The sequence below is a fragment of the Pseudomonas taeanensis MS-3 genome, from assembly GCF_000498575.2.
Lineage (GTDB): Bacteria > Pseudomonadota > Gammaproteobacteria > Pseudomonadales > Pseudomonadaceae > Aquipseudomonas > Aquipseudomonas taeanensis.
In genome coordinates this window covers 327,329-347,734 of record NZ_AWSQ01000001.1, presented here as the reverse complement: position 1 = coordinate 347,734, position 20,406 = coordinate 327,329, and the positions used below count along the sequence as shown (strand labels likewise).

At 62.4% G+C, this 20,406-nt stretch carries 22 protein-coding genes; 11 read left to right on the top strand and 11 right to left on the bottom strand.

Going from position 1 to position 20,406, the window contains the following annotated elements; translation table 11 throughout:
- The first annotated feature begins 234 nt into the window (after window positions 1–234).
- Window positions 235–1,665, top strand: a complete 1,431-nt coding sequence (locus tag TMS3_RS01480; RefSeq protein ID WP_025163467.1) for an aminotransferase-like domain-containing protein — start codon at window positions 235–237, stop codon at window positions 1,663–1,665.
- A gap of 18 nt (window positions 1,666–1,683) precedes the next feature.
- Here the strand turns inward: TMS3_RS01480 and TMS3_RS01475 are convergent, their stop codons facing one another.
- From TMS3_RS01475 to TMS3_RS01440, 8 genes are all read right to left on the bottom strand, one after another.
- Window positions 1,684–2,055 carry a hypothetical protein gene (locus tag TMS3_RS01475; RefSeq protein WP_025163466.1) on the bottom strand — a complete coding sequence of 124 codons (372 nt, stop codon included), beginning with the start codon at window positions 2,053–2,055 and terminating at the stop codon, window positions 1,684–1,686.
- A gap of 137 nt (window positions 2,056–2,192) precedes the next feature.
- Complete coding sequence (locus tag TMS3_RS01470) at window positions 2,193–2,972, bottom strand: class I SAM-dependent methyltransferase (RefSeq protein ID WP_051394178.1); 780 nt, start codon at window positions 2,970–2,972, stop codon at window positions 2,193–2,195.
- Entirely contained in the window at window positions 2,969–3,703 is a 735-nt protein-coding gene (locus TMS3_RS01465) for a cupin domain-containing protein (RefSeq protein WP_025163464.1), read from the bottom strand. The genes TMS3_RS01470 and TMS3_RS01465 overlap by 4 nt, the downstream gene beginning before the upstream one ends.
- A gap of 70 nt (window positions 3,704–3,773) precedes the next feature.
- Window positions 3,774–4,673: a DMT family transporter gene (locus TMS3_RS01460; protein WP_025163463.1), complete on the bottom strand. Its 900-nt coding sequence runs from the start codon at window positions 4,671–4,673 to the stop codon at window positions 3,774–3,776.
- Window positions 4,674–4,739: 66 nt separating this feature from the next.
- Complete coding sequence (locus tag TMS3_RS01455; protein WP_025163462.1) at window positions 4,740–5,363, bottom strand: 2OG-Fe(II) oxygenase; 624 nt, start codon at window positions 5,361–5,363, stop codon at window positions 4,740–4,742.
- 1 nt (window position 5,364) lies between these two features.
- On the bottom strand, window positions 5,365–6,606 hold the full coding sequence (locus TMS3_RS01450; RefSeq protein WP_025163461.1) for a hypothetical protein: 1,242 nt from the start codon (window positions 6,604–6,606) through the stop codon (window positions 5,365–5,367).
- Window positions 6,606–7,805 (bottom strand): hypothetical protein, encoded by a 1,200-nt coding sequence (locus tag TMS3_RS01445; protein ID WP_025163460.1) that lies wholly within the window; start codon window positions 7,803–7,805, stop codon window positions 6,606–6,608. The genes TMS3_RS01450 and TMS3_RS01445 overlap by 1 nt, the downstream gene beginning before the upstream one ends.
- Before the next feature lie 4 nt (window positions 7,806–7,809).
- Window positions 7,810–8,550, bottom strand: coding sequence for an SDR family NAD(P)-dependent oxidoreductase (locus TMS3_RS01440; protein ID WP_025163459.1), 741 nt, complete (start codon window positions 8,548–8,550; stop codon window positions 7,810–7,812).
- Window positions 8,551–9,196: 646 nt separating this feature from the next.
- Between TMS3_RS01440 and ftsY the strand changes: the two genes are divergently transcribed.
- The 5 genes from ftsY (at window position 9,197) to TMS3_RS01415 (ending at window position 14,004) form a co-directional block, all read left to right on the top strand.
- Window positions 9,197–10,687 carry a signal recognition particle-docking protein FtsY gene (gene ftsY, locus TMS3_RS01435; protein WP_025163458.1) on the top strand — a complete coding sequence of 497 codons (1,491 nt, stop codon included), beginning with the start codon at window positions 9,197–9,199 and terminating at the stop codon, window positions 10,685–10,687.
- Window positions 10,684–11,352 (top strand): cell division ATP-binding protein FtsE, encoded by a 669-nt coding sequence (gene ftsE, locus TMS3_RS01430; RefSeq protein ID WP_025163457.1) that lies wholly within the window; start codon window positions 10,684–10,686, stop codon window positions 11,350–11,352. Before ftsY ends, ftsE begins: the two co-directional genes overlap by 4 nt.
- Window positions 11,352–12,368, top strand: a complete 1,017-nt coding sequence (gene ftsX, locus TMS3_RS01425) for a permease-like cell division protein FtsX (protein ID WP_025163456.1) — start codon at window positions 11,352–11,354, stop codon at window positions 12,366–12,368. The genes ftsE and ftsX overlap by 1 nt, the downstream gene beginning before the upstream one ends.
- 111 nt (window positions 12,369–12,479) lie before the next feature.
- Entirely contained in the window at window positions 12,480–13,334 is an 855-nt protein-coding gene (gene rpoH, locus TMS3_RS01420) for an RNA polymerase sigma factor RpoH (protein ID WP_025163455.1), read from the top strand.
- 67 nt (window positions 13,335–13,401) lie between these two features.
- On the top strand, window positions 13,402–14,004 hold the full coding sequence (locus TMS3_RS01415) for a hypothetical protein (protein ID WP_025163454.1): 603 nt from the start codon (window positions 13,402–13,404) through the stop codon (window positions 14,002–14,004).
- Between the two features lie 57 nt (window positions 14,005–14,061).
- Here the strand turns inward: TMS3_RS01415 and mtgA are convergent, their stop codons facing one another.
- Together mtgA and TMS3_RS01405 are read right to left on the bottom strand one after the other, a co-directional pair.
- The gene (gene mtgA / locus TMS3_RS01410) at window positions 14,062–14,796 is read right to left on the bottom strand and encodes a monofunctional biosynthetic peptidoglycan transglycosylase (RefSeq protein ID WP_025163453.1); all 735 of its coding nucleotides are present in this window, start codon (window positions 14,794–14,796) and stop codon (window positions 14,062–14,064) included.
- Between the two features lie 167 nt (window positions 14,797–14,963).
- Complete coding sequence (locus TMS3_RS01405; protein WP_025163452.1) at window positions 14,964–15,308, bottom strand: cupin domain-containing protein; 345 nt, start codon at window positions 15,306–15,308, stop codon at window positions 14,964–14,966.
- Between the two features lie 199 nt (window positions 15,309–15,507).
- Here TMS3_RS01405 and TMS3_RS01400 point away from each other — a divergent pair, with 199 nt between their 5' ends.
- The 5 genes from TMS3_RS01400 (at window position 15,508) to TMS3_RS01380 (ending at window position 19,508) form a co-directional block, all read left to right on the top strand.
- Window positions 15,508–15,888 (top strand): DUF423 domain-containing protein, encoded by a 381-nt coding sequence (locus TMS3_RS01400; protein WP_025163451.1) that lies wholly within the window; start codon window positions 15,508–15,510, stop codon window positions 15,886–15,888.
- A 107-nt stretch (window positions 15,889–15,995) separates the two neighbouring features.
- Window positions 15,996–16,196: a sulfur carrier protein ThiS gene (gene thiS, locus TMS3_RS24930; RefSeq protein ID WP_025163450.1), complete on the top strand. Its 201-nt coding sequence runs from the start codon at window positions 15,996–15,998 to the stop codon at window positions 16,194–16,196.
- A 75-nt stretch (window positions 16,197–16,271) separates the two neighbouring features.
- Window positions 16,272–17,066, top strand: coding sequence for a thiazole synthase (locus tag TMS3_RS01390; RefSeq protein ID WP_025163449.1), 795 nt, complete (start codon window positions 16,272–16,274; stop codon window positions 17,064–17,066).
- 224 nt (window positions 17,067–17,290) lie between these two features.
- Entirely contained in the window at window positions 17,291–17,962 is a 672-nt protein-coding gene (trmB, locus tag TMS3_RS01385) for a tRNA (guanosine(46)-N7)-methyltransferase TrmB (RefSeq protein ID WP_235576618.1), read from the top strand.
- A 202-nt stretch (window positions 17,963–18,164) separates the two neighbouring features.
- Window positions 18,165–19,508, top strand: a complete 1,344-nt coding sequence (locus TMS3_RS01380) for a DUF1329 domain-containing protein (protein WP_025163447.1) — start codon at window positions 18,165–18,167, stop codon at window positions 19,506–19,508.
- Window positions 19,509–19,981: 473 nt separating this feature from the next.
- Here TMS3_RS01380 and TMS3_RS01375 read toward each other — a convergent pair whose 3' ends face one another.
- A complete protein-coding gene (locus TMS3_RS01375) occupies window positions 19,982–20,353 on the bottom strand; it encodes a RidA family protein (protein ID WP_025163446.1) in 372 nt (123 codons plus the stop codon).
- Window positions 20,354–20,406 lie beyond the last annotated feature (53 nt).

Genomic DNA, 20,406 nt, shown 5'->3' with positions numbered 1-20,406 from the left:
CAGGGCCCTTATGCTGCACAGCAGACGAAGCGAAAGCAGTTGCGCCAGCGCCGTAGCAGCGTATTGCTGCTCCAATCCACCGGCTGGCGCTACTATTTCCTGCTATTCAAATGTTCTGCTCTGCGAACCGCGTGCTTGCGGGCCGTTAAATCGATCGTCGATACTTTCATCGCTATCGGCGGCAGAACGGCCGCGCACTCCCAGGATGGTGTCTGCAGCAATTAAGGGAATGAGATGTTTGAGATAGATCGCAGCAGCAAGATGCTGCTGGTAGACCAGATTCGCAGCGCGATCATTACCCGCATCGAGTCATTGCAATGGGTTCAAGGCGGTCGACTGCCTTCGGTCCGGGCGCTGTCGAAACAACTGGGCGTCAGTATCTTTACCGTAACCAGCGCCTATGAAGACCTGGTGGCGCAGCACATCATCGAGTCGCGGCCGGGGGCCGGTTACTTTGTCCTGCCAGTCAAACAGGCGGGCGCGCTCAAGGAGCTTGACAGCCTGATACCGCCCTCCAGCCTGCACGCGGGGTTTCTCTACCGCGCTCTGGATCCGTCGCAATATGATCTGCCCATCAGCTCGGGCTACCTGCCACCGGCCTGGCTGGCCGATGCGGTGCCGCCCTCCGTGACCGGGCGGCTGATTCGCAACACCCTGTCCTGCAGCGTCCCCGCACCGGCGGCGGGCAGTCAGGCGTTACGCTCGGTGATTGCGCGCAAGCTACGCGAACTGCATATCAACGCCTCCAGCAGCCAGATCGTGGTCACCTCGGGGGCCACCCATGCTTTCTCGCTGATCCGCAAGGTGATGCTGAAACCCGGGGATTACCTGTTGGTTGAAGACCCCAGCTACCTGCTGCTGCAGCTGAAGCTGATCAAGGACCGGGATTTCAACATCATCACCGTTCCGCGCCTGAACGACGGTCCGGACCTGGAGGCCATGGAAGCCATGGTGCTCAAGTACCGACCGAAACTGTTTCTGACCCAGACCCTGATCCACAACCCCACAGGCGGCAGCACCTCGCCGGCCAATGGCTACAAGATCCTCTCGCTGGCCGACAAGTATGATTTCCATATTGTCGAAGACGACATCTTCGGCTCGCTGTCGTCGCAACAGACCCTGCGTCTCGCCAGCCTGGACGGTTTCAACCGGACCTTTTACATCAGTGGCTTCAGCAAGGTCCTGAGCCCGGCGTTGCGCCTGGGGTATGCGGCGGTGCCGCCGGCATTCGTCGAGCGCCTGGTCGAGCAGAAGATGTACAACCTGCTGTGCGGCTCGGCGATTGACGAAACCATCGTCACCTACACGCTGGAATCCGGCCGCTATCAACACCATCTCGACGCGCTGAGCCTGCGGGTGATGCAAGAGCGCGCCAAGGCGCGGGAATGGTTGGGCAAGGCGGGGGTGATCTTCGATGGGCACAGCGCCGACGGCATATTCCTCTGGGGGCGTCTTGCCGAGCAGATGGATATCCGCAGGCTGATCGAACAGGCTCACGATGCCCGCATCTTTCTGGCCCCCGGATCGCTGTTCAGCAATAGCCGCCACTACGACCAGCACATTCGTTTCAATGTGACCCATTGCAACGATGCCGAGTTCAGGCGCTTTATCCATGCCCATGTGGCGGTCGACAGCGCACCGCGGATCGCCGCACACAGCGCCTGACCATCCGCTTCCAGGCACTCAGGTGCTCGTGGCCCGGCGCAGCACCTGGCCACCGGCCGCCTCGATCACCGCACGGATGACTTCATACTGACCCGGCGGCACGAAGGCGCCGAGAAACACCGAGCCGAGGCTGCGTCGCCAGATGTTGAAGTACTCCTCCAGGGTCGCCACCTCGCTCAGGTTTTCGTAGGAGTAGACGAAGCCGCTGAGAATCTGGACTTCATCGCTGTCTTGCAGCGCCTGAATCTTGGGGTCTTCATCCACTTCAGCGCCGTTGATGGCCAGGCCGATGTCGTCGACCCAATAGAGCGGTTTGCCGTCGTGGCTGGACCAGGCGTCAGGATCGGCATAAAAAGATTTCAGTTCTAATCCAGTGGTTTTGATAGACATAGTGACTTCCAACTCGACGGTCAGGCGCGTTGTCGCTGCCCCAGCATTTATCGAATGCCCACGTTTTTCATGCTCACGCACCGGGCGGTGGGCAGGAGCGGTGGTCACGCCACTCCCCCGGTCACCGCTGCCCAGCGCTATTTCTTCTCCGCGCGGAACCGAAGGCGCGTGTAGTCCACCGTCCAGCGGCCATCGCTGAGCAGCAGGTCGCCTGCCAGCTCCTCGGTCACTTCACCCAGAAACGCGCCGCGCTCCGCCGCCGGCAGAATGGTCAGGTACGGGCTGCCAAAGGTCTCGATCCATTGGCCAATCGGATAATCGATGATCACTGGCCGTTCGAACCAACTGATGGAGCTGACGTGAAAGCCGGCGTTTTCCAGTACCTGCTGATAGGCGCCGGCGCTGGGCAGGTACCAGGGATCGATCTCTTCTGGATCGATGGATCGGCGCGCCAGCGCGTTGTGCACCGCACGGCGAATGATCAGGGCATTCTCGGCGCCGGCGAATTCGCCGACGAAACGCCCGCCTGGCTTGAGCGCGGCGTAGACGCCCAGCGCCACCTGGTCTGCCTGACGCATCCAGTGCATCGCCGCATTGCTGAACACCGCGTCGAATTCCTGATGAAAATACAGCTGCTCGGCATTGCCCAGGCGCACATCGAGCCCTCGCGCACGGGCCGCCGCAACCAGCTCAGGGCTGTAATCGAAGCCGACTACATCGACCCCCCCCCGGCTCAATTGCTCGCTCAGGTAGCCATCGCCACAGCCGATGTCCAATAGCCGTTCACCGGGCTGGAGGGCCAGCAGTTCGACGGCGACGCTGGCGAGATGGGCGACGAAGCGTGCGTTGTTCTCATATTGGCTGGCATCCCACTGCTGCAGCTCGGAGGTGGGACGTAAAAAGGTCACAGAAGTCATGTCGGTGATTCCATCGGGGTATGCAGGTGGGTCAGCTGTTGGGCCGATTTGCCTTCGACCAGTGTTCTGTTGAGCATGGTGTGATTGCTGTCGCTGGGGCCACTGTCGGAGTCGGGATGAAAAATCACGATGCGCATGGCCTGTTCCGTGCTTTGAAAGCTATGGCGCACGCCAGGTGGAATCACGAACAGCGTGCCTTGCTTGAAGGCCAGCAGGCCTTGCTCGGTTTCACAGTAGCCATTGCCCGACAGAATCAGCCCGGCACGCAGCGAAGGGTGAGTGTGCGGGGTCTGCGCCGTATGGGCCGGCAGGTGCAGGAAGTTCAAGCAGGGGTCGCCGTCTATCTGTGGCGCGAGCAGCAGGCTGTTGGTGCAACCGTCGATGTACAGCAGCCGGCCTTGCGCTTCCACGGGGCCGCCCAGCAACGTCGTGCCGCTATAGCCCAAGTGAGAGATGATCAAGGCCTGGGCGTCGCCACGGACCTGGATCTGTCCAGGAAAACTACCGTAGAACCCCGCGCCCAATTCGAAGGCGTATTCGCCGAGGGTCACCTGCAGGCATCCGCTGTAGACGATGAAAAAGTGTGTAGCCTGGTCCGGCAGCGAGCGTTCGCCACCCGCCCAGGAAACAATTTGAGCCTGGTGCTGATGGTCGCTGAAGGCGAAGCTGCTGCTTGCCTGCAGAGGCGCCACCAGCATGACGTTTGGATCGATCAAGGCGATATCGGACATGCGAGTACCCGTGCTTGAAAGTGAATGCCACGCGTTGGCAGGACTGCGTGCTGCCAACGCGAAGCCAGGTTCAGGTGCGTTTAGATAGCCAGACCAACACGATGACCACGACGCAGACGATCGGAGTCAGCCAGTTCCAGGACTCGCCCATCAGGAAGATCGAGAAAGCGAAGGTGAAGAACGGCTGCAGCAGCTGCAGCTGGCTGATGCGCTGGATGCCGCCGAGCGCGAGGGCGCGGTTCCAGGAAAAGAAGCCCAGCAGCGAATTGATCAGGGCCAGAAACAGCAGGGCGGCTACGCCGATGTCAGGCAAGTTGGCGAGCGTCTCGCCGTCGTAGAGCCAGAGGCTGGCCGGCAGCAGGATTGGCAGGCTGACTACCAGGGTCCAGCACATCACCTGCCAGCCGGGCAGCTCCTTGGACAGCGCACCGCCCTGGGCATAGCCGAAACCCGCCAGCAACACGGCACCCAGCAGCGCCAGGTCACCAAGGTAAATGTCCGACACATCCGACATGGCCACCGTATAGGCCATGACCACCAGGAAACCGAGGCAGGACACCACCCAGAACATCCGGGAGGGACGGATGCCGGTGATCAGGGTGCCGAAGATTGCGGTGGACAGTGGCAGCGCGGCCAACACTACGCCGCCGTGGCTGACCGGCACGTATTGCATGCCCAGTGCGGTGAGAATGGGAAAGCCGTAGACGATCCCGGTCGAGGTCAACAGCATCCGCTTGAGCTGCGAGCGATTGGGCAGTTTTGCGCGACCTATGAGCAGAAAAGGGATCGCCGCAAACGCGGCTATTACCGAGCGAAAGATACCGACCTGGACAGCGCTCAAGTCACCCGCGAGCACTTTCGCCGCAGGCAAGGTCATGGCGAAGGCCGCCACCGAAATAAGGCCGAGCAAATAGGCCTGCAGGTCTTGATTCTTGGTCTCTGGATAACTCGCTACGTTGGCTTGCGTCATGCTTTCGATTCCTTCTGGCGACGCCGGCCGCGCGTCCGTACCTGAGTGGTCGGACGGTCGCTCCGGTCAGATTTGCTTGTTGTGCAGGTTGGGTTTGTCCAAGGGGGTCGTGCTGAGGAAAAACACCAGCGAAGCGCGGGTTCCGCTCTGTACCTTGTTGACTCCATGGGGAATCTCGCAGCGGTTGATCAGTACATCGGCATATCCGGTTTTCAGCTGCGACTCACGCCCTTCATGCTCGATGAAGAACTCGCCGCCTTCGTATTGCTTGCCGAACTGGATGACCACCGAGTAGCGGTACTCCAGGTTGCTGTAGGTATCGATGTGCTTGCCGATGAAGTTGCCGGCCTCGAGGAGATTCGACTGGCAGCGCCGGATAAAGCACTCACCCTGCATGATGCCGTTGAAGAACTCGCGGCTCTTGCCCGAAGAGAGAATGTCCACGACACGCTTGCCGTAGGGGTCATTGCGGTACTGCGGCAACTGACCTTTCTGATCCTCCATAAAGCGCCCCACCGAGAGATAGTTCTGCTCCCCCACGTCGCCAATTTCGATGATGGTCTTCGGGATGATCTGGCACGCCTCATCCAGGTAGCGGATTTCATCGTCGGTGAACAGCTGCGCGGCATTGAGGGCGGCGTAGGCGTTGCTGTGCAGTTCCAGGTTTGCGGTTTGAATCACTTCTTGCATTTCATGCTCCTTGAATATCGGCCTGTGGGACCGGGCCGGTGATTGCGCTGGCCGCCGTGGCGGGTTCATGGGGGGTAAACGGCTCGCGGACGCCTCGGCATAGGTGGTCGCGAATGACATACAGGCCCGCCATAAAGCCCCAAACCTCGAGATAGGGGCCGTAGGGCGAGGGCTCCCGCTCTACGCTGGCTCGATAATTGGCGATATGCCGGTAATGAATGTTGGGGCGCCGGTGATGCGCGTCGTGGTTGGGCAAGTCCTGCGGGTACACGTACAGGCGCACGGGCAGGTCGAAGAGCAGGCCCTGCAGAGCCCAGACGCACTGTGCGGCAAGCCCCTCGCGCGGCGGGCGGCGGCCCTGAAAACGGCCCCAGGTCAGCCGGCCGTAGTGAGCCTTGTCATTGCGCTGCGCCTCGCGCTGGTAAAACCACAGGTGTTCGGTAAACAGCTGCAGCCACATGGAGTGCTCGAACAGCAGCGCCCGCGGAATCGCATACATCAGGGCAAAGGCAGCGAGCCCGTCGACTGCCCACAGCCCGCCGAGCAGCACACTCCAGAACGTCCAGCGCAACAGCAGCTCCGAGCGCGGGGGGCGGACAAAACTGTCGAGCAAGGTGGTGCGCCATTGGCGCCACAGATAGCGGGGGCGAAACGGCGTGCAGCAGACCCGCCACCAATAGATCGACTCAGGCATGCCGGGGTAGAAGCCCTGCCGGCGGATAAAGGCCTGGTCGGGATCATCCTCGGAACACAGCACCTTGATATTGTGGTGTTCGCGCACATGGCTCTGGTTGTAGCTGTCCCAGTCCTGGTACAGCAGCGGCGTGGTTAGAAAGACCTTGGCGTAGCGCTGTGCACGTCGCTTGTTCTTGAGTACGGCACCATGGGTAAGGTAGTGGAAGGTGGCTTGCATGCTGCGCAACCGGTTGACCATCAGCACCCAGCCGACCAGTACCAGCAGCACTGTGGCAGCCGCTGAAAACGCACCCTGCAAGACATACCCGCCGAGCACCAGGATGGCGATGATCACCGACCAGGTGAACAGCAGATGCACCAGCAGAAAACGCTCGCCCCTGTCATTCGCGGCGTGCTCCAAGGCCTCTGGCGTCAGTGCCTGCCCCTTGCCGGTGAGCCAGGTCCACAGACCTTGCCAGGGCAGATGGGCATAACTGGCACGGACGTCGCCCTGCGGCCCGTATTGACAATATTCGGTGCGCTGCCCCACCGGATCATGACGGTCCATCAGTAGACCCTGGTCAGGTAGAGGACGGGGATCTGGCTGTAGAACCAGTAGAACGGCTGCATGCGATTGTGGTCGGCACCGATCACGATCGGATTCCGCCAGCGCTCGGCAAACACCTTGCCCATGGCGGCGTATTCCGCGCCCTGGGCATAGAGGACCTGCATCAGTTCGTCGTTGCTGCGCTGCTGGTGCCAGGCTTGGTAGAGCGGCAGTCGCGCATTGAAGATGGAGGCATAGTCGAGGTCGCCTGCGACGATGCAGCCACTGTCGCCCTCGGCCAGACGCTGCTGCGCAGTCGCAGTCAGGGCATGCCAGCTCGACTCCCCGCCTACCGCCTCGGCGATAAATAACGATTCGGCGCCTGGGCCGAGGGCACTGAGGACCTTTTCCTGGCTGATTCGCAGCTTGCCGGCGAACCCTTCGCGGGTTTCCTTGAGGCGCGCCAGGGTGCTGGCATCGAAGCCCTCGAAATCCCCGGCGGCCACCGCTAGCTGCGCATCGATGCCGTGCTTGCACAGCACGGCTTGCAGGACGGGGAGCGTCTTGACCACCCGCCCGGCGACCAAGCCAATGCCGTCGCCCAGCTGCTCGAAGGTGTAGCGGAAGCGGCCATTCTGGCTCTCGAAGCCGTAGTCGGGACACACCGGCGATACCAGTGTGACCCTTTCCCCGGCCAGGCCCTTGTGCAGCGTCTCGGCGAAGCGGGCCATGAAATGTGCGGCCGATTGGCTGAAGCTCAGCGATTCGAAAGCCCGTTCGAGGTCGAGCACCAATTCGTCTGGCAGGTCCTGCATCGAGGGGTAGCGGACTTTCAGGGCCGGCGTGGTCGCCGTGTTGTCGTTGACTGCACACAGCAGCAGATTCAACAGCGAAGGACGGCTTTGATTGATATACGGCTTGTCCAGGATCAAGGTCTTCTTGCCTTCGCGAGTGCGAGTCTGCCACTGGAAGCCGGGGAACTTGGACTGGATGAAGCGATAGAACGGCATATAGCGGGGCAGGCCACTCTGGCTGTCATTGCAATGCTGAAACTCGGCGAACACCGCCGACAACTTGGAGACCTCGTCTTCGATGCTCAGGGCCTTGACCAGATCCGCTGGCGGCTGCAAGGACAGCGCAATCGGCGACAGCACGCGCTTGCTGATCAACTTATGGGTCAGTTTGTTTCGGACATAGTAGTGAGCGAGAGATTGACTCATGGGATCACCGGTAGGAGAGGTTCTGATCGGCAGGCACGAGTTCAATCACGTTGATATTGACGTGTGGCGGCTGCTCCAACGCCCAGAGGATGGAGCTGGCGACATCCTCCGGCTCGAGCGGGGTCAGGCTGCTATACATCTGGTCGGCGCGTGCCTGATCGCCGGCAAACTGCACCAGGGCAAACTCCGAGCGGGTCTTGCCCGGCGCGATATTGGTCAGCCTGACCCGTGAGCCGACAAGCTCGGTGCGCAGGCAGCGCCCGAAGTGGTCGACGAAGGCCTTGGATGCCGCATAGACATGCCCGCCGACATAGTGGAGATGGGCGCCAATCGAGGTCAGGTTGACGATATGCCCACGTCCGCTCTCCATCAGTTGCGGCAGTACGGCGCGGGTGGCGTTGACCAAACCGTTGATGTTGGTGTCGAGCATGCTGGAGATCTGCGTCGGCGTGACTTCCAGCAGTGATCCCTGGCCTTGCAGCAGACCGGCGCTATTGATCAGCTTGCTGAAACCGCGAAACCTTTCTGGAAGCGCCGCAAGGCGCGCGCGCAGGTCGTCGGCATCCCTGACGTCACAGGGCATTGGATAAAAGTCATTGCCGAGTTCGTTGCCCAGGGCCACCAGGCGCGCTTGCCGACGGCCAATGCCGATGACGTTGTTGCCGTGCGCTATAAGCTTCCTGGCGCAGGCCAGGCCGACGCCTGATGTCACGCCGGTGACGACGACTGTTTCCTCAGTGATCATTGAAGCTCCTTTCTCAACGCGTTTCCCGGAGAGGTTCCGGGGCGGATCAACAGCTAGGCCGTCGGGGCGCTTGGCACCGAGCGAACACGTGCAGGTTAAGGAGGTCGGCAGTCAGCGTACCGGTACGGTCATGGCTGCTGGCAACGAACTGTATCGTTCGGCGACCATGACAGTTGCTGGGGCGGCAGCACCACGGCGCAGGCTGGTCTGCACTGTGCAGCAATAGTCAGCCACGCTCAGGGTCGAGGGGAGGGGGCGAGTGGCAGTGCGGCAAGGTCATGCGCAGCTAAGGACGCGCCGGATCTGGGCTTTCCCGGCATCCAGGTGTTTAGCTGTGCTCTCTCGGTCGGCGGCCAATCCGAGGTATACGGCATAGCCTGTCGCTGGCTATTGCGCGACTTGCAGGCAATGGCGCCTGTTGGGATTTGCCGGGCCAGGCTGGTCGGGATGACCTGCCGGACGGCTCCGCTTGGACTTAGCGTCGGCGGGCGCGGAGGTGCTAGGATAGCCATCCGTTTGACTGGCGGCCCTGCCGGGTATGGCGTCTGAATATTACTGTGTGCGGCCCTGACGCTTATATTGTGTGGCACAAGCAATGTTCCAGACCCGCCTATGGCGCGTCGCTCCTTTGAGATAATCGTCCTCCATGTTTGGTTCCAACGACGACAAGAAGACCCCCGCACCGACTGCTGCGCCCAGTGCGGCGGCCGACAACGAGAAAAAAACCGATCAACAGGCCGGGAAGAAAGGGCTGTTCGGTTGGCTGCGGAAAAAACCGCAGGAGCCTGTCGGCGCTGACTCGGCACCAGCACCAGCGCCGGCCTCTACACCTTCTCCGGCTTCGTCCCCCGCTGTCGAGCCGACTCCCACGAAAGTTCCCGATGAGTCCGTAGCCGCCGTTGAGCCGGTTGCGCCGCCAACAGCAGTGGCGCCGGCACCAGTAGCGAGCACGGAACAGGCTGCGCCCGTAACGCCCGTCGCTCCACCGCCTGCCACTGCTCCGCTCGCTAGCGCTGAGACTGCGCCCAAACCGCAGACTGATGTGGCTCCAGTGGCTCCGGCACCCAGCGGCTCACGCTTTCGCATCAATGCCGGTAGCGAGGTGCTGCATGCCCCCGTGCAACCAGTCGTTGAGCCGATAGCGCCACCCGAGCCAGAGGCTGTGGTGGCGCCCCTGGTCGAACAGAACAAACCGGGTGACAACCAGGGCGGTTGGTTCGCCCGCCTCAAACAGAGCCTGTCGAAGACCAGCGCCAGCCTCGGCGACGGCATGGCCAGCCTGTTTCTCGGCAAGAAGGCGATCGATGACGACTTGCTCGATGAGATCGAAACCCGCCTGCTGATCGCCGACGTGGGCGTCGAGGCGACCAGCGCGATCATCCAGAGCCTGACTCAGAAGGTCGCGCGCAAGCAGCTGACCGACAGCGGCGCGCTGTACAAGGCCTTGCAGGAAGAGCTGACCGCCTTGCTCAGGCCGGTCGAGCAACCGTTGTTGATCGATCAGGCCAAGCAGCCCTACGTGATCCTGGTGGTCGGAGTGAATGGTGCCGGCAAGACCACCACCATCGGCAAGCTGGCGAAGAAACTCCAGCTCGAAGGCAAGAAGGTCATGCTGGCCGCCGGCGATACCTTCCGCGCCGCGGCGGTCGAGCAATTGCAGGTGTGGGGTGAGCGCAACCAGATCGCGGTGATTGCCCAGCACACCGGCGCCGATTCCGCCTCGGTGATCTTCGATGCGGTGCAGGCCGCCAAGGCGCGCGGCATGGACGTGCTGATCGCCGACACGGCCGGACGTCTGCACACCAAAGACAACCTGATGGAAGAACTGAAGAAGGTCCGCCGGGTGATCGGCAAGCTGGATGACACTGCGCCGCACGAGGTTTTGCTGGTGCTGGACGCCGGCACCGGGCAGAACGCGATCAACCAGGCCAAGCAGTTCAATCAGACCGTCAGCCTCACCGGCCTGGCCCTGACCAAGCTGGACGGCACGGCCAAGGGCGGGGTGATCTTCGCCCTGGCCAAGCAGTTCGGTCTGCCGATCCGTTATATCGGTGTCGGTGAGGGTATCGATGATCTGCGCACCTTCGAGGCCGAACCCTTTGTCCAGGCGCTGTTTGCGGAAAGAGAGAGCGCATGATTCGCTTCGAGCAGGTCGGTAAACGTTACCCCAATGGTCACGTCGGGCTGCACGAGCTGAGTTTTCGTGTTCGGCGTGGTGAGTTCCTCTTCGTCACCGGGCACTCCGGTGCCGGCAAGAGCACCCTGCTGCGCCTGATCCTGGCGATGGAGCGGCCGACCACCGGTAAGCTGTTGCTGGCCGGCCAAGACCTGGCGCAGATCACCAATGCGCAGATTCCCTTCCTGCGTCGGCAGATCGGCGTGGTGTTCCAGAACCATCAATTGCTGTTCGATCGCAGCGTGTTCGACAACATTGCCCTGCCGCTGCAGATTCTCGGCCTGTCCAAGCCGGAGATCGGCAAGCGCGTCGGTTCCGCCCTGGAACGCGTGGCGCTGTCGGACAAGGCCGAGCTGTTCCCCGGCGATCTGTCCACCGGCCAGCAGCAGCGTGTCGGCATTGCCCGGGCGATCGTCCATCGGCCGGCCCTGCTGCTCGCCGACGAACCGACCGGCAACCTCGACCCACGCCTGGCCGCAGAGATCATGGGGGTGTTCGAGGACATCAACCGTCTCGGCACCAGCGTGCTGATCGCCAGTCACGACCTGGCCCTGATCGCGCGCATGCGCCACCGCATGCTGACCCTGCAACGTGGCCGTTTGATCGGCGACGGAGAAGCCGTCTGATGAGCGCCACCCGAATTCCACCTCCGCAACCGGCCCAGCGCGTCGGCGCCGCGCCGAAAAAGTCCGAGCAGCCGACCCCGGACGACGGCCCGGACTTTCGCAGCCAGCTACACGCCTGGCTGGAAAGCCACCGTGCCAGCCTGGTCGACAGCCTGCGCCGCTTGGCCAAGCAGCCGATTGGCAGCTTCTTTACCTGCCTGGTAATGGCCGTGGCCCTGAGCCTGCCGATGGGCCTGGCCCTGCTGCTGGAGAACGTCGATCGCCTCGGTGGCTCCTGGCAGCGCGCCGCGCAGATTTCCCTGTTCCTCAATATCGATGCCAGCGAGGCCGAAGGTGAGGGGCTGCGCGAATTGATCGCGGCGATGGAGGATGTCGAAGAGGCCGAGTGGATCAGCCGCGAACAGGCGCTGAACGAGTTTCAGCAGCAGTCGGGTCTCGGCGAGGCGCTCAAGGAGCTGCCGGAAAACCCCTTGCCAGGCGTGGTGCTGGTGACCCCCAAAGAGGTCGACAAGACCACCCTGGAAGCCTTGCGCCTGCGTCTGGCCGAACTACCCAAGGTACAACAGGCGCAGCTCGACCTGCTCTGGGTCGAACGCCTGACGGCGATCCTCAAGCTCGGCGAGCGTTTCGTCTTCGGTCTGACCCTGTTGCTGGTGATGGCGCTGCTGCTGGTGATCGGCAACACCATTCGTCTGCACATCGAGAACCGGCGCACCGAGATCGAGGTGATCAAGCTGGTCGGTGGTACCGACAGCTACGTGCGTCGGCCCTTCCTCTATATGGGCGCGTTGTACGGCTTCGGTGCCGGATTTTTGGCCTGGCTGGTGCTGGCCTATGGCCTGGGCTGGCTGAACGCTGCGGTGGTGCGCCTGGCCGGGCTGTACGGCAGTGACTTCGCCCTGGCCGGTGTGCCGCTGGCCGACGGCCTGTCGCTGGTGCTGGGTGCGGTGCTGCTGGGCTACATCGGCGCCTGGGTAGCGGTCGCTCGACATTTGAATGAGTTGGCCCCCAGGTAGTAACCAATTGATTTCGTTAATATTGACTATCCGTCTGGGAACTTGTATACGCGTTCCAAGTCATATTGCGCAGTGCTACACTTCACGCGATTCGTAAGTCGGAGGATCCCAATGTCCACTTCATTGCAACCTGTTCATGCCCTAGTCCCAGGCGCCAACCTGGAGGCCTACGTGCATGCGGTCAACTGCATACCGCTGTTGACCCAAGAGCAGGAGCGCGAACTGGCCGAGAGTCTCTACTATGAGCAGAACCTCGAGTCGGCTCGGCAGATGGTGCTCGCGCACCTGCGTTTTGTCGTGCATATCGCGCGCAGCTATTCCGGCTACGGTTTGGCCCAGGCCGACCTGATTCAGGAAGGCAATGTTGGTTTGATGAAGGCGGTCAAGCGCTTCAACCCGGAAATGGGCGTGCGTCTGGTGTCCTTTGCCGTGCACTGGATTCGTGCGGAAATCCACGAGTTCATCCTGCGCAACTGGCGCATCGTCAAAGTCGCCACCACCAAGGCGCAGCGCAAACTGTTCTTCAACCTGCGCGGCCAGAAGAAGCGTCTGGCCTGGCTGAATAACGACGAAGTGCATGCCGTGGCGGAAAGCCTGGGTGTCGAACCACGCGAAGTGCGTGAGATGGAGAGTCGTCTGACCGGCCATGACATGGCCTTCGATCCGGCCGCCGAAGCAGATGATGACAGCGCCTTCCAATCGCCGGCGCAGTATCTGGAAGATCATCGCTATGATCCGGCGCGCCAGCTGGAAGACGCCGACTGGAGTGACAGTTCAAGCGCCAACTTGCACGTGGCTCTGGAAGGCCTCGACGAGCGCAGTCGTGACATCCTCTACCAGCGCTGGCTGGCCGAAGAAAAGGCCACGCTGCACGACCTGGCGGCCAAGTACAACGTCTCCGCCGAGCGCATCCGCCAGCTGGAAAAAAACGCCATGAACAAGCTGAAAGGTTCGATCGCGGCGTAACTGCAAACCTCGAAGAAGCCGCACTCTGGTGCGGCTTTTTTCTGCCTGGAGAAAACCCTTGAGGAAAATGCCGCCCCTGCGCGCGCAACACTGGTTGGTATTTGCCGCTGTCGCGTTGCTGTTCTTTGCCTGGGGCGCGTGGCTGATGCGTCCGCCAACCCCTGCTGAGCCGCTGCCCTGGCTGAGTGAATGGCAAACCAGGGTGTTGACGCCACTGGCTGATGACCGTCTGAGCCTGGCCAGGTTGCGCGATGAGGTGGTGGGCGAGTTGTGGCTGCAGCAGCGGCTGGATGGGCCGCGGTTGCTCTATCGCGGGCAGTGGCAGGCGGATGGCGAGCCTTGGACGCTGGAAGCCGAACTGGCGTTGAGCGAGGCCGAGCGCGACAGTCTGGTGGCGGCGCAGGGAACGAACGCGCAAGGCGCCGAGCAGCCGCTGAGCGAGCAGTTACTGGCGCAGATGAGCAGTCATGCGATTGCCAGTCTGGTGCTGAAGCCGCAGGCCGAGGTGGCGGTTGAGCGCCTGGTCGGCAATCTGGGTCAGCCGCGCTTGCGCCTGGAGTTGGACGAAGGCCAGGCCTGGGTGTACCCCGAGTTGGGACTGACGCTGCATACCGAGGATGATCGCCTGCGCTTGTTGCAGGCGATGCCACGACGGGCCTTGCAGCGCTAGCTGTTAAGGCCGGACGCAGATCTGTCGCTGGTTAATGATGACGGGAGCTGGATCGGCTCAGGCTTTCAACCAGCGCGACCACCAGTCCGGGCGGGTGGCTTGCAGCTGATTGAGGTAGTGGCTGCCGCCGAGTTGACGCATTTGCTGGCGAATCCAGGCGGCGCGACGGCTGACGTGGCTGCTCGGTCGGTTGGCGCTCCACTGTCGCGGGTTCGGCAGCACGGCGGCGAGCAGGCTGGCTTGCTGGCGTGACAGGTAGGGAGCTGCGATACCGAAGTGATGCCGCGCGGCAGCGTCGGCGCCAAACACCCCCGTGCCCCATTCGGCGCTGTTGAGGTACACCTCGAGAATGCGCTGCTTGGGCCACAGCAGCTCGATCAACCCGGTAAACCAGACTTCGATGCCCTTGCGCAGCCAGCTGCGACCCGACCAGAGAAACAGGTTCTTCGCCACCTGCTGACTCAGGGTGCTGGCGCCGCGCACCGAGCCGCCCTGCTGGTTGTGCGCCAAGGCCGCTCGAATCGCCGCGAGGTCGAAGCCCCAGTGGTCGGCGAATTTCTGGTCTTCTGCGGCGATCACCGCGAGCTTGAGGTCGTCCGGCAGCTCGCTCCAGGGCCGCCAGTTGCGCTGCAGGTCGATGGGCTGGCCGTCGATCCAGGACTCGACCTTGCGTTCGACCATCAGTGCCGTGCCGGGTGGCGGTACCCAGCGAAACAACAGCACGAGCAGGACCGAGCCGGCCATGAACCAGAGCAGGAGTTTGAACAGGCGGCGGCGGATGGATCGAAACATGCGAGCGAGGCCAGGCGAGAGTGCCGGCCATTATAACGAGGGGGCTGGGCGCTCGCGCTGGTTTGTCGCGGCGCCGGTGGCCTGTATGGTTAGTTGATCAATTGAGCTAGCCACACAGGCCACTTGTCTGCCGCCGTCAGTAGCCAACGGCGGCAGCGGGGCAGTTGTTAGGCGAAGACGAAATACTTGCGCACGGTCTCTACGACTTGCCAGGTGCCACGGAAACCGACTTCGAGGACGAAGATGTCGCCGGCCTTGAGGTGGATCGGCTCTTTGCCTTCGGGGGTGAGGATGCAGTAGCCCTCCTGGAAGTGGCAGTACTCCCAGCGGTCATATTCCACTTCCCAGGTGCCCGGCGTGCAGATCCAGGTGCCCATGATTTTCTTGCCGTCTTCGGAGGTGTAGGCATTCAGGTTCACCGTGTGCGGGTCGCCGGCGACCTTGGTCCACTTGCAGGCGTCCAACACGGGCAGCGGATGAGTGTCTCTGAGTACGGTAATCGAATTGGACATGGGGCTTTCCCTTGGCAGGTGAGAGGGGTGGTCGGTGGGTTGCGCGGTTAATATAGGCGCACGCGCCGGGCCGGGAATGTCTGCAGCCGACCTGCTATGGCCTGGTTCCCGCCAATCTGTGTGGCGCCATGTGTGCCGGGAGTGGCAGGCGCATCGGCCTGGTGCGCGATCAAGGAATAGTCATTCGGGAGTGTTGTGCATGCTGCGTATCCATACCCTGCTGGCCGCGCTGTTCGGCTTTAGCGGCGTAGCCCTGGGGGCCTTTGCCGCCCATGGCCTGAAAGGCCGTCTGTCGGTCGAGTACCTGGCCGTGTTTCACACCGGTGTGCAGTACCAGCTGGTGCATGCACTGGCCCTGCTGGCGGTCGCCCTGCTCGGCGCACAGCTGCCGGGGCGTCTGCTGGCTGCGGCGGGGAGTCTGTTCGCCCTGGGTATCCTGCTGTTTTCCGGCAGCCTGTATCTGCTGGCACTGAGCGGGATCGGCAAGCTGGGCATCATCACCCCGTTCGGCGGCCTGGCCTTTCTGGCGGGCTGGTTCTGCCTGGGGCTGGCCACCTGGCGCGCGCCGCGAGTGAGTTAAACTGACCGCCGAGTCAGGCCTCTGGACGAGCGGCGCCCTTTAGCCTTGGTCATCGCCGGTGATCGGGCTAGAATGCCCGCCCTCTCTCCAGATGTGACCGCTCTGCCATGCACATTCAGTTGAACGGTGAATCATTCGAGCTGCCCGATGGCCAGACCGTCGAGGAGCTGATCAGTCGCCTGGACCTGGCCGGACGCCGCGTGGCGGTCGAGCTCAACCTGGATATAGTGCCGCGCAGCCAGCACGGCAGCACCGCACTGCGCGACGGTGATCGGGTCGAAGTGGTGCACGCCATCGGCGGCGGTTAACGCCCAGCCGCGACAGTGCAGCCCCGAGAGCAACAGAACAGGCGACAGCAGCGCCCAAGCCCAAGAGGATTTCCGATGAGCCACGTTCGTAGCGACAAGCCTTTTACCCTTGCCGGTCGTACCTATCAGTCGCGTCTGCTGGTCGGCACCGGTAAATACAAGGACCTCGACGAGACCCGTATCGCCATCGAGGCGTCGGGCGCCGAGATCGTCACCGTGGCGGTACGCCGCACCAACATCGGCCAGAATCCGGGCGAGCCCAATCTGCTCGATGTGATCTCGCCGGATCGCTACACCATCCTGCCCAACACCGCCGGCTGCTACGACGCCGCCGAGGCGGTGCGCACCTGCCGCTTGGCGCGCGAGCTGCTGGACGGCCACAAGCTGGTCAAGCTGGAAGTGCTGGCCGACGACAAGACCCTGTTTCCCAACGTGATCGAGACCCTCAAGGCCGCCGAAGTGCTGGTCAAGGATGGTTTCGACGTGATGGTCTACACCAGCGACGACCCGATCATCGCCCGTCAACTGGCCGAGATGGGTTGCATCGCGGTGATGCCGCTGGCCGGCCTGATCGGCACCGGCCTGGGCATCTGTAACCCCTACAACCTGCGCATCATCCTCGAAGAAGCGAAAGTTCCAGTGCTGGTCGATGCCGGCGTGGGTACTGCGTCCGATGCCACCATCGCCATGGAGATGGGCTGCGAGGCGGTGCTGATGAACAGCGCCATCGCCCACGCGCAGAACCCGGTGATGATGGCCGAAGCGATGAAATACGCCATCGAAGCCGGGCGCCTGGCCTATCTGGCTGGGCGCATGCCGAAGAAGCTGTATGCCAGTGCGTCCTCCCCCCTGGAAGGCCTGATCCGTTAGCAGACGTTGAAAGCTACTGCGCTCGGCTATGCGGCGTTGAAAGCAGACTCGGATTGCTCATGTACAGTCGTACACTGCGCATCCTCGCCTGCTTTCGCCTTGCCTAGCCGTCGCTCGCTACGCTTTCAATCGTCCGCTAAGACCGCTTAAAAACCACCGATTTTGAAGAGCACCCGATGACCGAATCGCACGAACCCTCGGCTGCGGCCGAGGACAAGCGCCACTTGCGCACCATCAAGAGTTTTGTGATGCGCGCCGGGCGCATGACCGAAGGCCAGCAGCGCGGCCTCGATCTGGGCTGGCCGAAGTTTGGCTTGAAGCTGGAGGATGGCGCTCAGGACTTCGATGCGGTGTTTGCTCGTCAGGCGCCGCGTACCTTCGAGATCGGCTTCGGCATGGGCCACTCCACTCTGGAGATGGCCGCCGCCGCGCCCGAGCAGGATTTCATCGGCGTCGAGGTGCACAGGCCAGGTGTCGGCGCGCTGCTCAACGGCTTGATGACCCAGAACCTCAGCAACGTGCGGGTCTACAGTTGCGACGCGCTGGAAGTGCTGCGCAACTGCGTGGCCGACGCCAGCCTCGATCGCGTGCTGCTGTTCTTCCCCGACCCCTGGCACAAGGCGCGCCATCACAAGCGCCGCATCGTCCAGCCGGCCTTCGCCGAACTGATCCGGCAGAAGCTCAAGATCGGCGGTGTGTTGCACATGGCCACCGACTGGGAGGCCTATGCCGAGTACATGCTGGAGGTGATGAACGTGGCGCCGGGTTACCAGAATATGGCGGCCGATGGACACTATGTACCGCGTCCGCAGGAGCGTCCGATCACCAAGTTCGAGCGCCGTGGCGAGCGCCTCGGTCATGGCGTATGGGACCTCAAGTTCCAGCGCACAATCTAAACAGGCTCAGACTGCACAGCTTTCACGCGCCGAGCGATCGGCGCGGCATGGCGTAATCGCGCCACAGGGACGATTGCACAAGATCGGGATAACCCGGCACCAGGACGGCTCCTCACCAAGCCAACAGCATAAAGCTCGACCTCTACGTGGTCAGAGCACCAAAAGCAGCGGCGTATGGCTTATACGTCGTGAGGAGAATGTTGTGTTGAGAACGCTATCAATCCTGTTGCTGGCCGGCGTTGCGCTGCAGGCGCAGGCCAAGGTCGACAGCGCCCAGGCCGCGCGTCTCGGTCAGGACCTGACGCCGCTCGGCGGCGAACGCGCCGGTAACCTGGCTGGCAGCATCCCTAGTTGGCAGGGCGGTCTGGCGCAGCCGCCGGCCAGTTATCAGCCGGGCATGCACCACCCCGACCCCTACGCGGGCGATGCGCCGTTGTATCAGGTCAATAGCCAGAATCTCGGCCAGTATCAGGCGCAGCTGCCGGCGGGGCTGCGGGTGTTGCTGGAGCAGAACCCCGACTATTACCTGCGCATCTATCCGACCCGGCGTAGCGCTGCGGCGCCGCAGCGGATCTATGACGCGACGCGCTTCAACGCCCTGAATGGCGAGTTGATCTCCAACGGCAACGGGGTCGCCGGAGTCGCCGCCGGGGTGCCTTTCCCGTTGCCGGAGAACGGCCAGCAGGCGATCTGGAACCACATCATGCGCTACCGTGGTGAGCAGATCAGCATGCTCACCAATCAGGCGGCGGTGCTGTCGAATGGCGCCTACAACCTGCTCAAGCTGGAACGCGACGTGTACTTCCTCTACGGCCGCGAAGGGGTCAGTCCGCAGGACCTGGACAACACCCTGTTCTATTACAAATACAAGGTGGTCGCCCCGTCCAAACTGTCCGGCTCGGCGCTGGTGGTGCAGGAAACCCTCGATCAGGTGCTGGCGATTCGCAAGGCCTGGCGTTTCAATCGCGGCGAGCGACGGGTGCGTCGTCTGCCGATGCTGGCTTACGACAGTCTGCAGCCGGACAGCAACGGTATGGCCACCGCCGACCAGGTGGATGTCTATAACGGCGCGCCGGATCGTTACCAGTGGCAGCTGATCGGCAAACAGGAAAAACTGGTGCCGTACAACAGCTACGCGGTGCACCAGAAAGGCATCCCCTACGACAGCATCCTGCAGCGCAATACGGTCAACCCGGCGCTGTTGCGCTACGAACTGCATCGGGTGTGGGTGGTCGAGGCCGAGCTGCGCAAAGGCTTCGGCCATCCCTATGCCAAGCGTCGTTTCTACCTGGACGAGGACAGCTGGCAGATTCTCGCGGTCGATCTGTACGACAAGAATGGCGAGCTGACGGGGCTGCAGGAAAGCCACCCGATCAGCTACTACGAGGTGCCAATGTTCGGCAGCACCCTGGAAACCATTTACGACTTCAAGGGCGGACGTTATTTCGTCGATGGCCTGGACAACAATGAGTCGATGTACGACTTCAGCGCCCCGCTGAACCCGCGCGACTTCACTCCGCAGGCCCTGCGCCGCGCCGGTAACTGAGGTTCGAGCCAAGCGCAAAAAGCCGCCCAGTGGGCGGCTTTTTGCTGTGCGCGGCGCCGTTTTCGCTTGTGGCGATTGGGCGCTGGTGCGCGAGGAGTCGATGCCCTGGGTGGGTGTGGTGGCCGCTTCAGGGGTGAGTGCCAGGGCTTGAGTACCAGACACTCGACGCGCCAGCCGGTGGTGCCAAGCCAGCGCGTTAGCAGGCCGTTGAAAAATGTAGCGAGCGAAGGCTAGGCAAGGCGAAATCGGCCGCAACACAGCGAAGCGGAGTAACAGCCGAAGGCTGGCCCGCAGGGTGAGCCTAGCGAATCAAAAGCGCAGTTTACGTGGTGTAAATGAGCATTTGATTCGCTTCGCTCACCCCTTCGGGGCCGCGCTAAAGCGCGTTCAACGCTTCGCTTTTGTGAGACCGATTTCAACGCCGCATAGCCGAGCGCAGTAGTTTTTCAACGGCCTGTTAGGCATCAGGCAAGTCAGGCGGTGGCGTACACCACCAGCTCCACCAGCATTTCCTCGCGGGCCAGGCCGGCGATGATCATGGCCGCGCGGTTCGGGTAGGGGGCGGCGAAGTATTCGGCGTACACCGCGTTGACCGTGGCCAGGTAGCTGCGGTCGGTGACGTAGATCAGCACCTGGGTCACCGCATCCATGCCCAGGCCCGCGCATTCCAGGGTGTGCTTGAGGTTGTCCAGGGTCTGCCGGGTCTGCGCCTCGATGCCGCCGGGCACTACCTGGCCCTGGGCGTCGATGGGGATCTGTGCGGTGTACAGGGTGCCGTTGCCGATCACCGCCCATTCCAGCGGGGCCTTGGACGGAAACAGTTGGGTTTTCACGGCCTGTTTCATGGCGTGCTCCTACTTATGCGGAATAAAAAAGAGGGAGGCGACGGCTGTCGCGC

Excerpts from the sequence above, each read along its gene's own strand:
- TMS3_RS01480 (WP_025163467.1), top strand. The coding sequence starts at position 235 with ATGTTTGAGATAGATCGCAGCAGCAAGATGCTGCTGGTAGACCAGATT.
- TMS3_RS01475 (WP_025163466.1), bottom strand. The coding sequence starts at position 2,055 with ATGTCTATCAAAACCACTGGATTAGAACTGAAATCTTTTTATGCCGAT.
- TMS3_RS01470 (WP_051394178.1), bottom strand. The coding sequence starts at position 2,972 with ATGACTTCTGTGACCTTTTTACGTCCCACCTCCGAGCTGCAGCAGTGG.
- TMS3_RS01465 (WP_025163464.1), bottom strand. The coding sequence starts at position 3,703 with ATGTCCGATATCGCCTTGATCGATCCAAACGTCATGCTGGTGGCGCCT.
- TMS3_RS01460 (WP_025163463.1), bottom strand. The coding sequence starts at position 4,673 with ATGACGCAAGCCAACGTAGCGAGTTATCCAGAGACCAAGAATCAAGAC.
- TMS3_RS01455 (WP_025163462.1), bottom strand. The coding sequence starts at position 5,363 with ATGCAAGAAGTGATTCAAACCGCAAACCTGGAACTGCACAGCAACGCC.
- TMS3_RS01450 (WP_025163461.1), bottom strand. The coding sequence starts at position 6,606 with ATGGACCGTCATGATCCGGTGGGGCAGCGCACCGAATATTGTCAATAC.
- TMS3_RS01445 (WP_025163460.1), bottom strand. The coding sequence starts at position 7,805 with ATGAGTCAATCTCTCGCTCACTACTATGTCCGAAACAAACTGACCCAT.
- TMS3_RS01440 (WP_025163459.1), bottom strand. The coding sequence starts at position 8,550 with ATGATCACTGAGGAAACAGTCGTCGTCACCGGCGTGACATCAGGCGTC.
- ftsY (WP_025163458.1), top strand. The coding sequence starts at position 9,197 with ATGTTTGGTTCCAACGACGACAAGAAGACCCCCGCACCGACTGCTGCG.
- ftsE (WP_025163457.1), top strand. The coding sequence starts at position 10,684 with ATGATTCGCTTCGAGCAGGTCGGTAAACGTTACCCCAATGGTCACGTC.
- ftsX (WP_025163456.1), top strand. The coding sequence starts at position 11,352 with ATGAGCGCCACCCGAATTCCACCTCCGCAACCGGCCCAGCGCGTCGGC.
- rpoH (WP_025163455.1), top strand. The coding sequence starts at position 12,480 with ATGTCCACTTCATTGCAACCTGTTCATGCCCTAGTCCCAGGCGCCAAC.
- TMS3_RS01415 (WP_025163454.1), top strand. The coding sequence starts at position 13,402 with ATGCCGCCCCTGCGCGCGCAACACTGGTTGGTATTTGCCGCTGTCGCG.
- mtgA (WP_025163453.1), bottom strand. The coding sequence starts at position 14,796 with ATGTTTCGATCCATCCGCCGCCGCCTGTTCAAACTCCTGCTCTGGTTC.
- TMS3_RS01405 (WP_025163452.1), bottom strand. The coding sequence starts at position 15,308 with ATGTCCAATTCGATTACCGTACTCAGAGACACTCATCCGCTGCCCGTG.
- TMS3_RS01400 (WP_025163451.1), top strand. The coding sequence starts at position 15,508 with ATGCTGCGTATCCATACCCTGCTGGCCGCGCTGTTCGGCTTTAGCGGC.
- thiS (WP_025163450.1), top strand. The coding sequence starts at position 15,996 with ATGCACATTCAGTTGAACGGTGAATCATTCGAGCTGCCCGATGGCCAG.
- TMS3_RS01390 (WP_025163449.1), top strand. The coding sequence starts at position 16,272 with ATGAGCCACGTTCGTAGCGACAAGCCTTTTACCCTTGCCGGTCGTACC.
- TMS3_RS01375 (WP_025163446.1), bottom strand. The coding sequence starts at position 20,353 with ATGAAACAGGCCGTGAAAACCCAACTGTTTCCGTCCAAGGCCCCGCTG.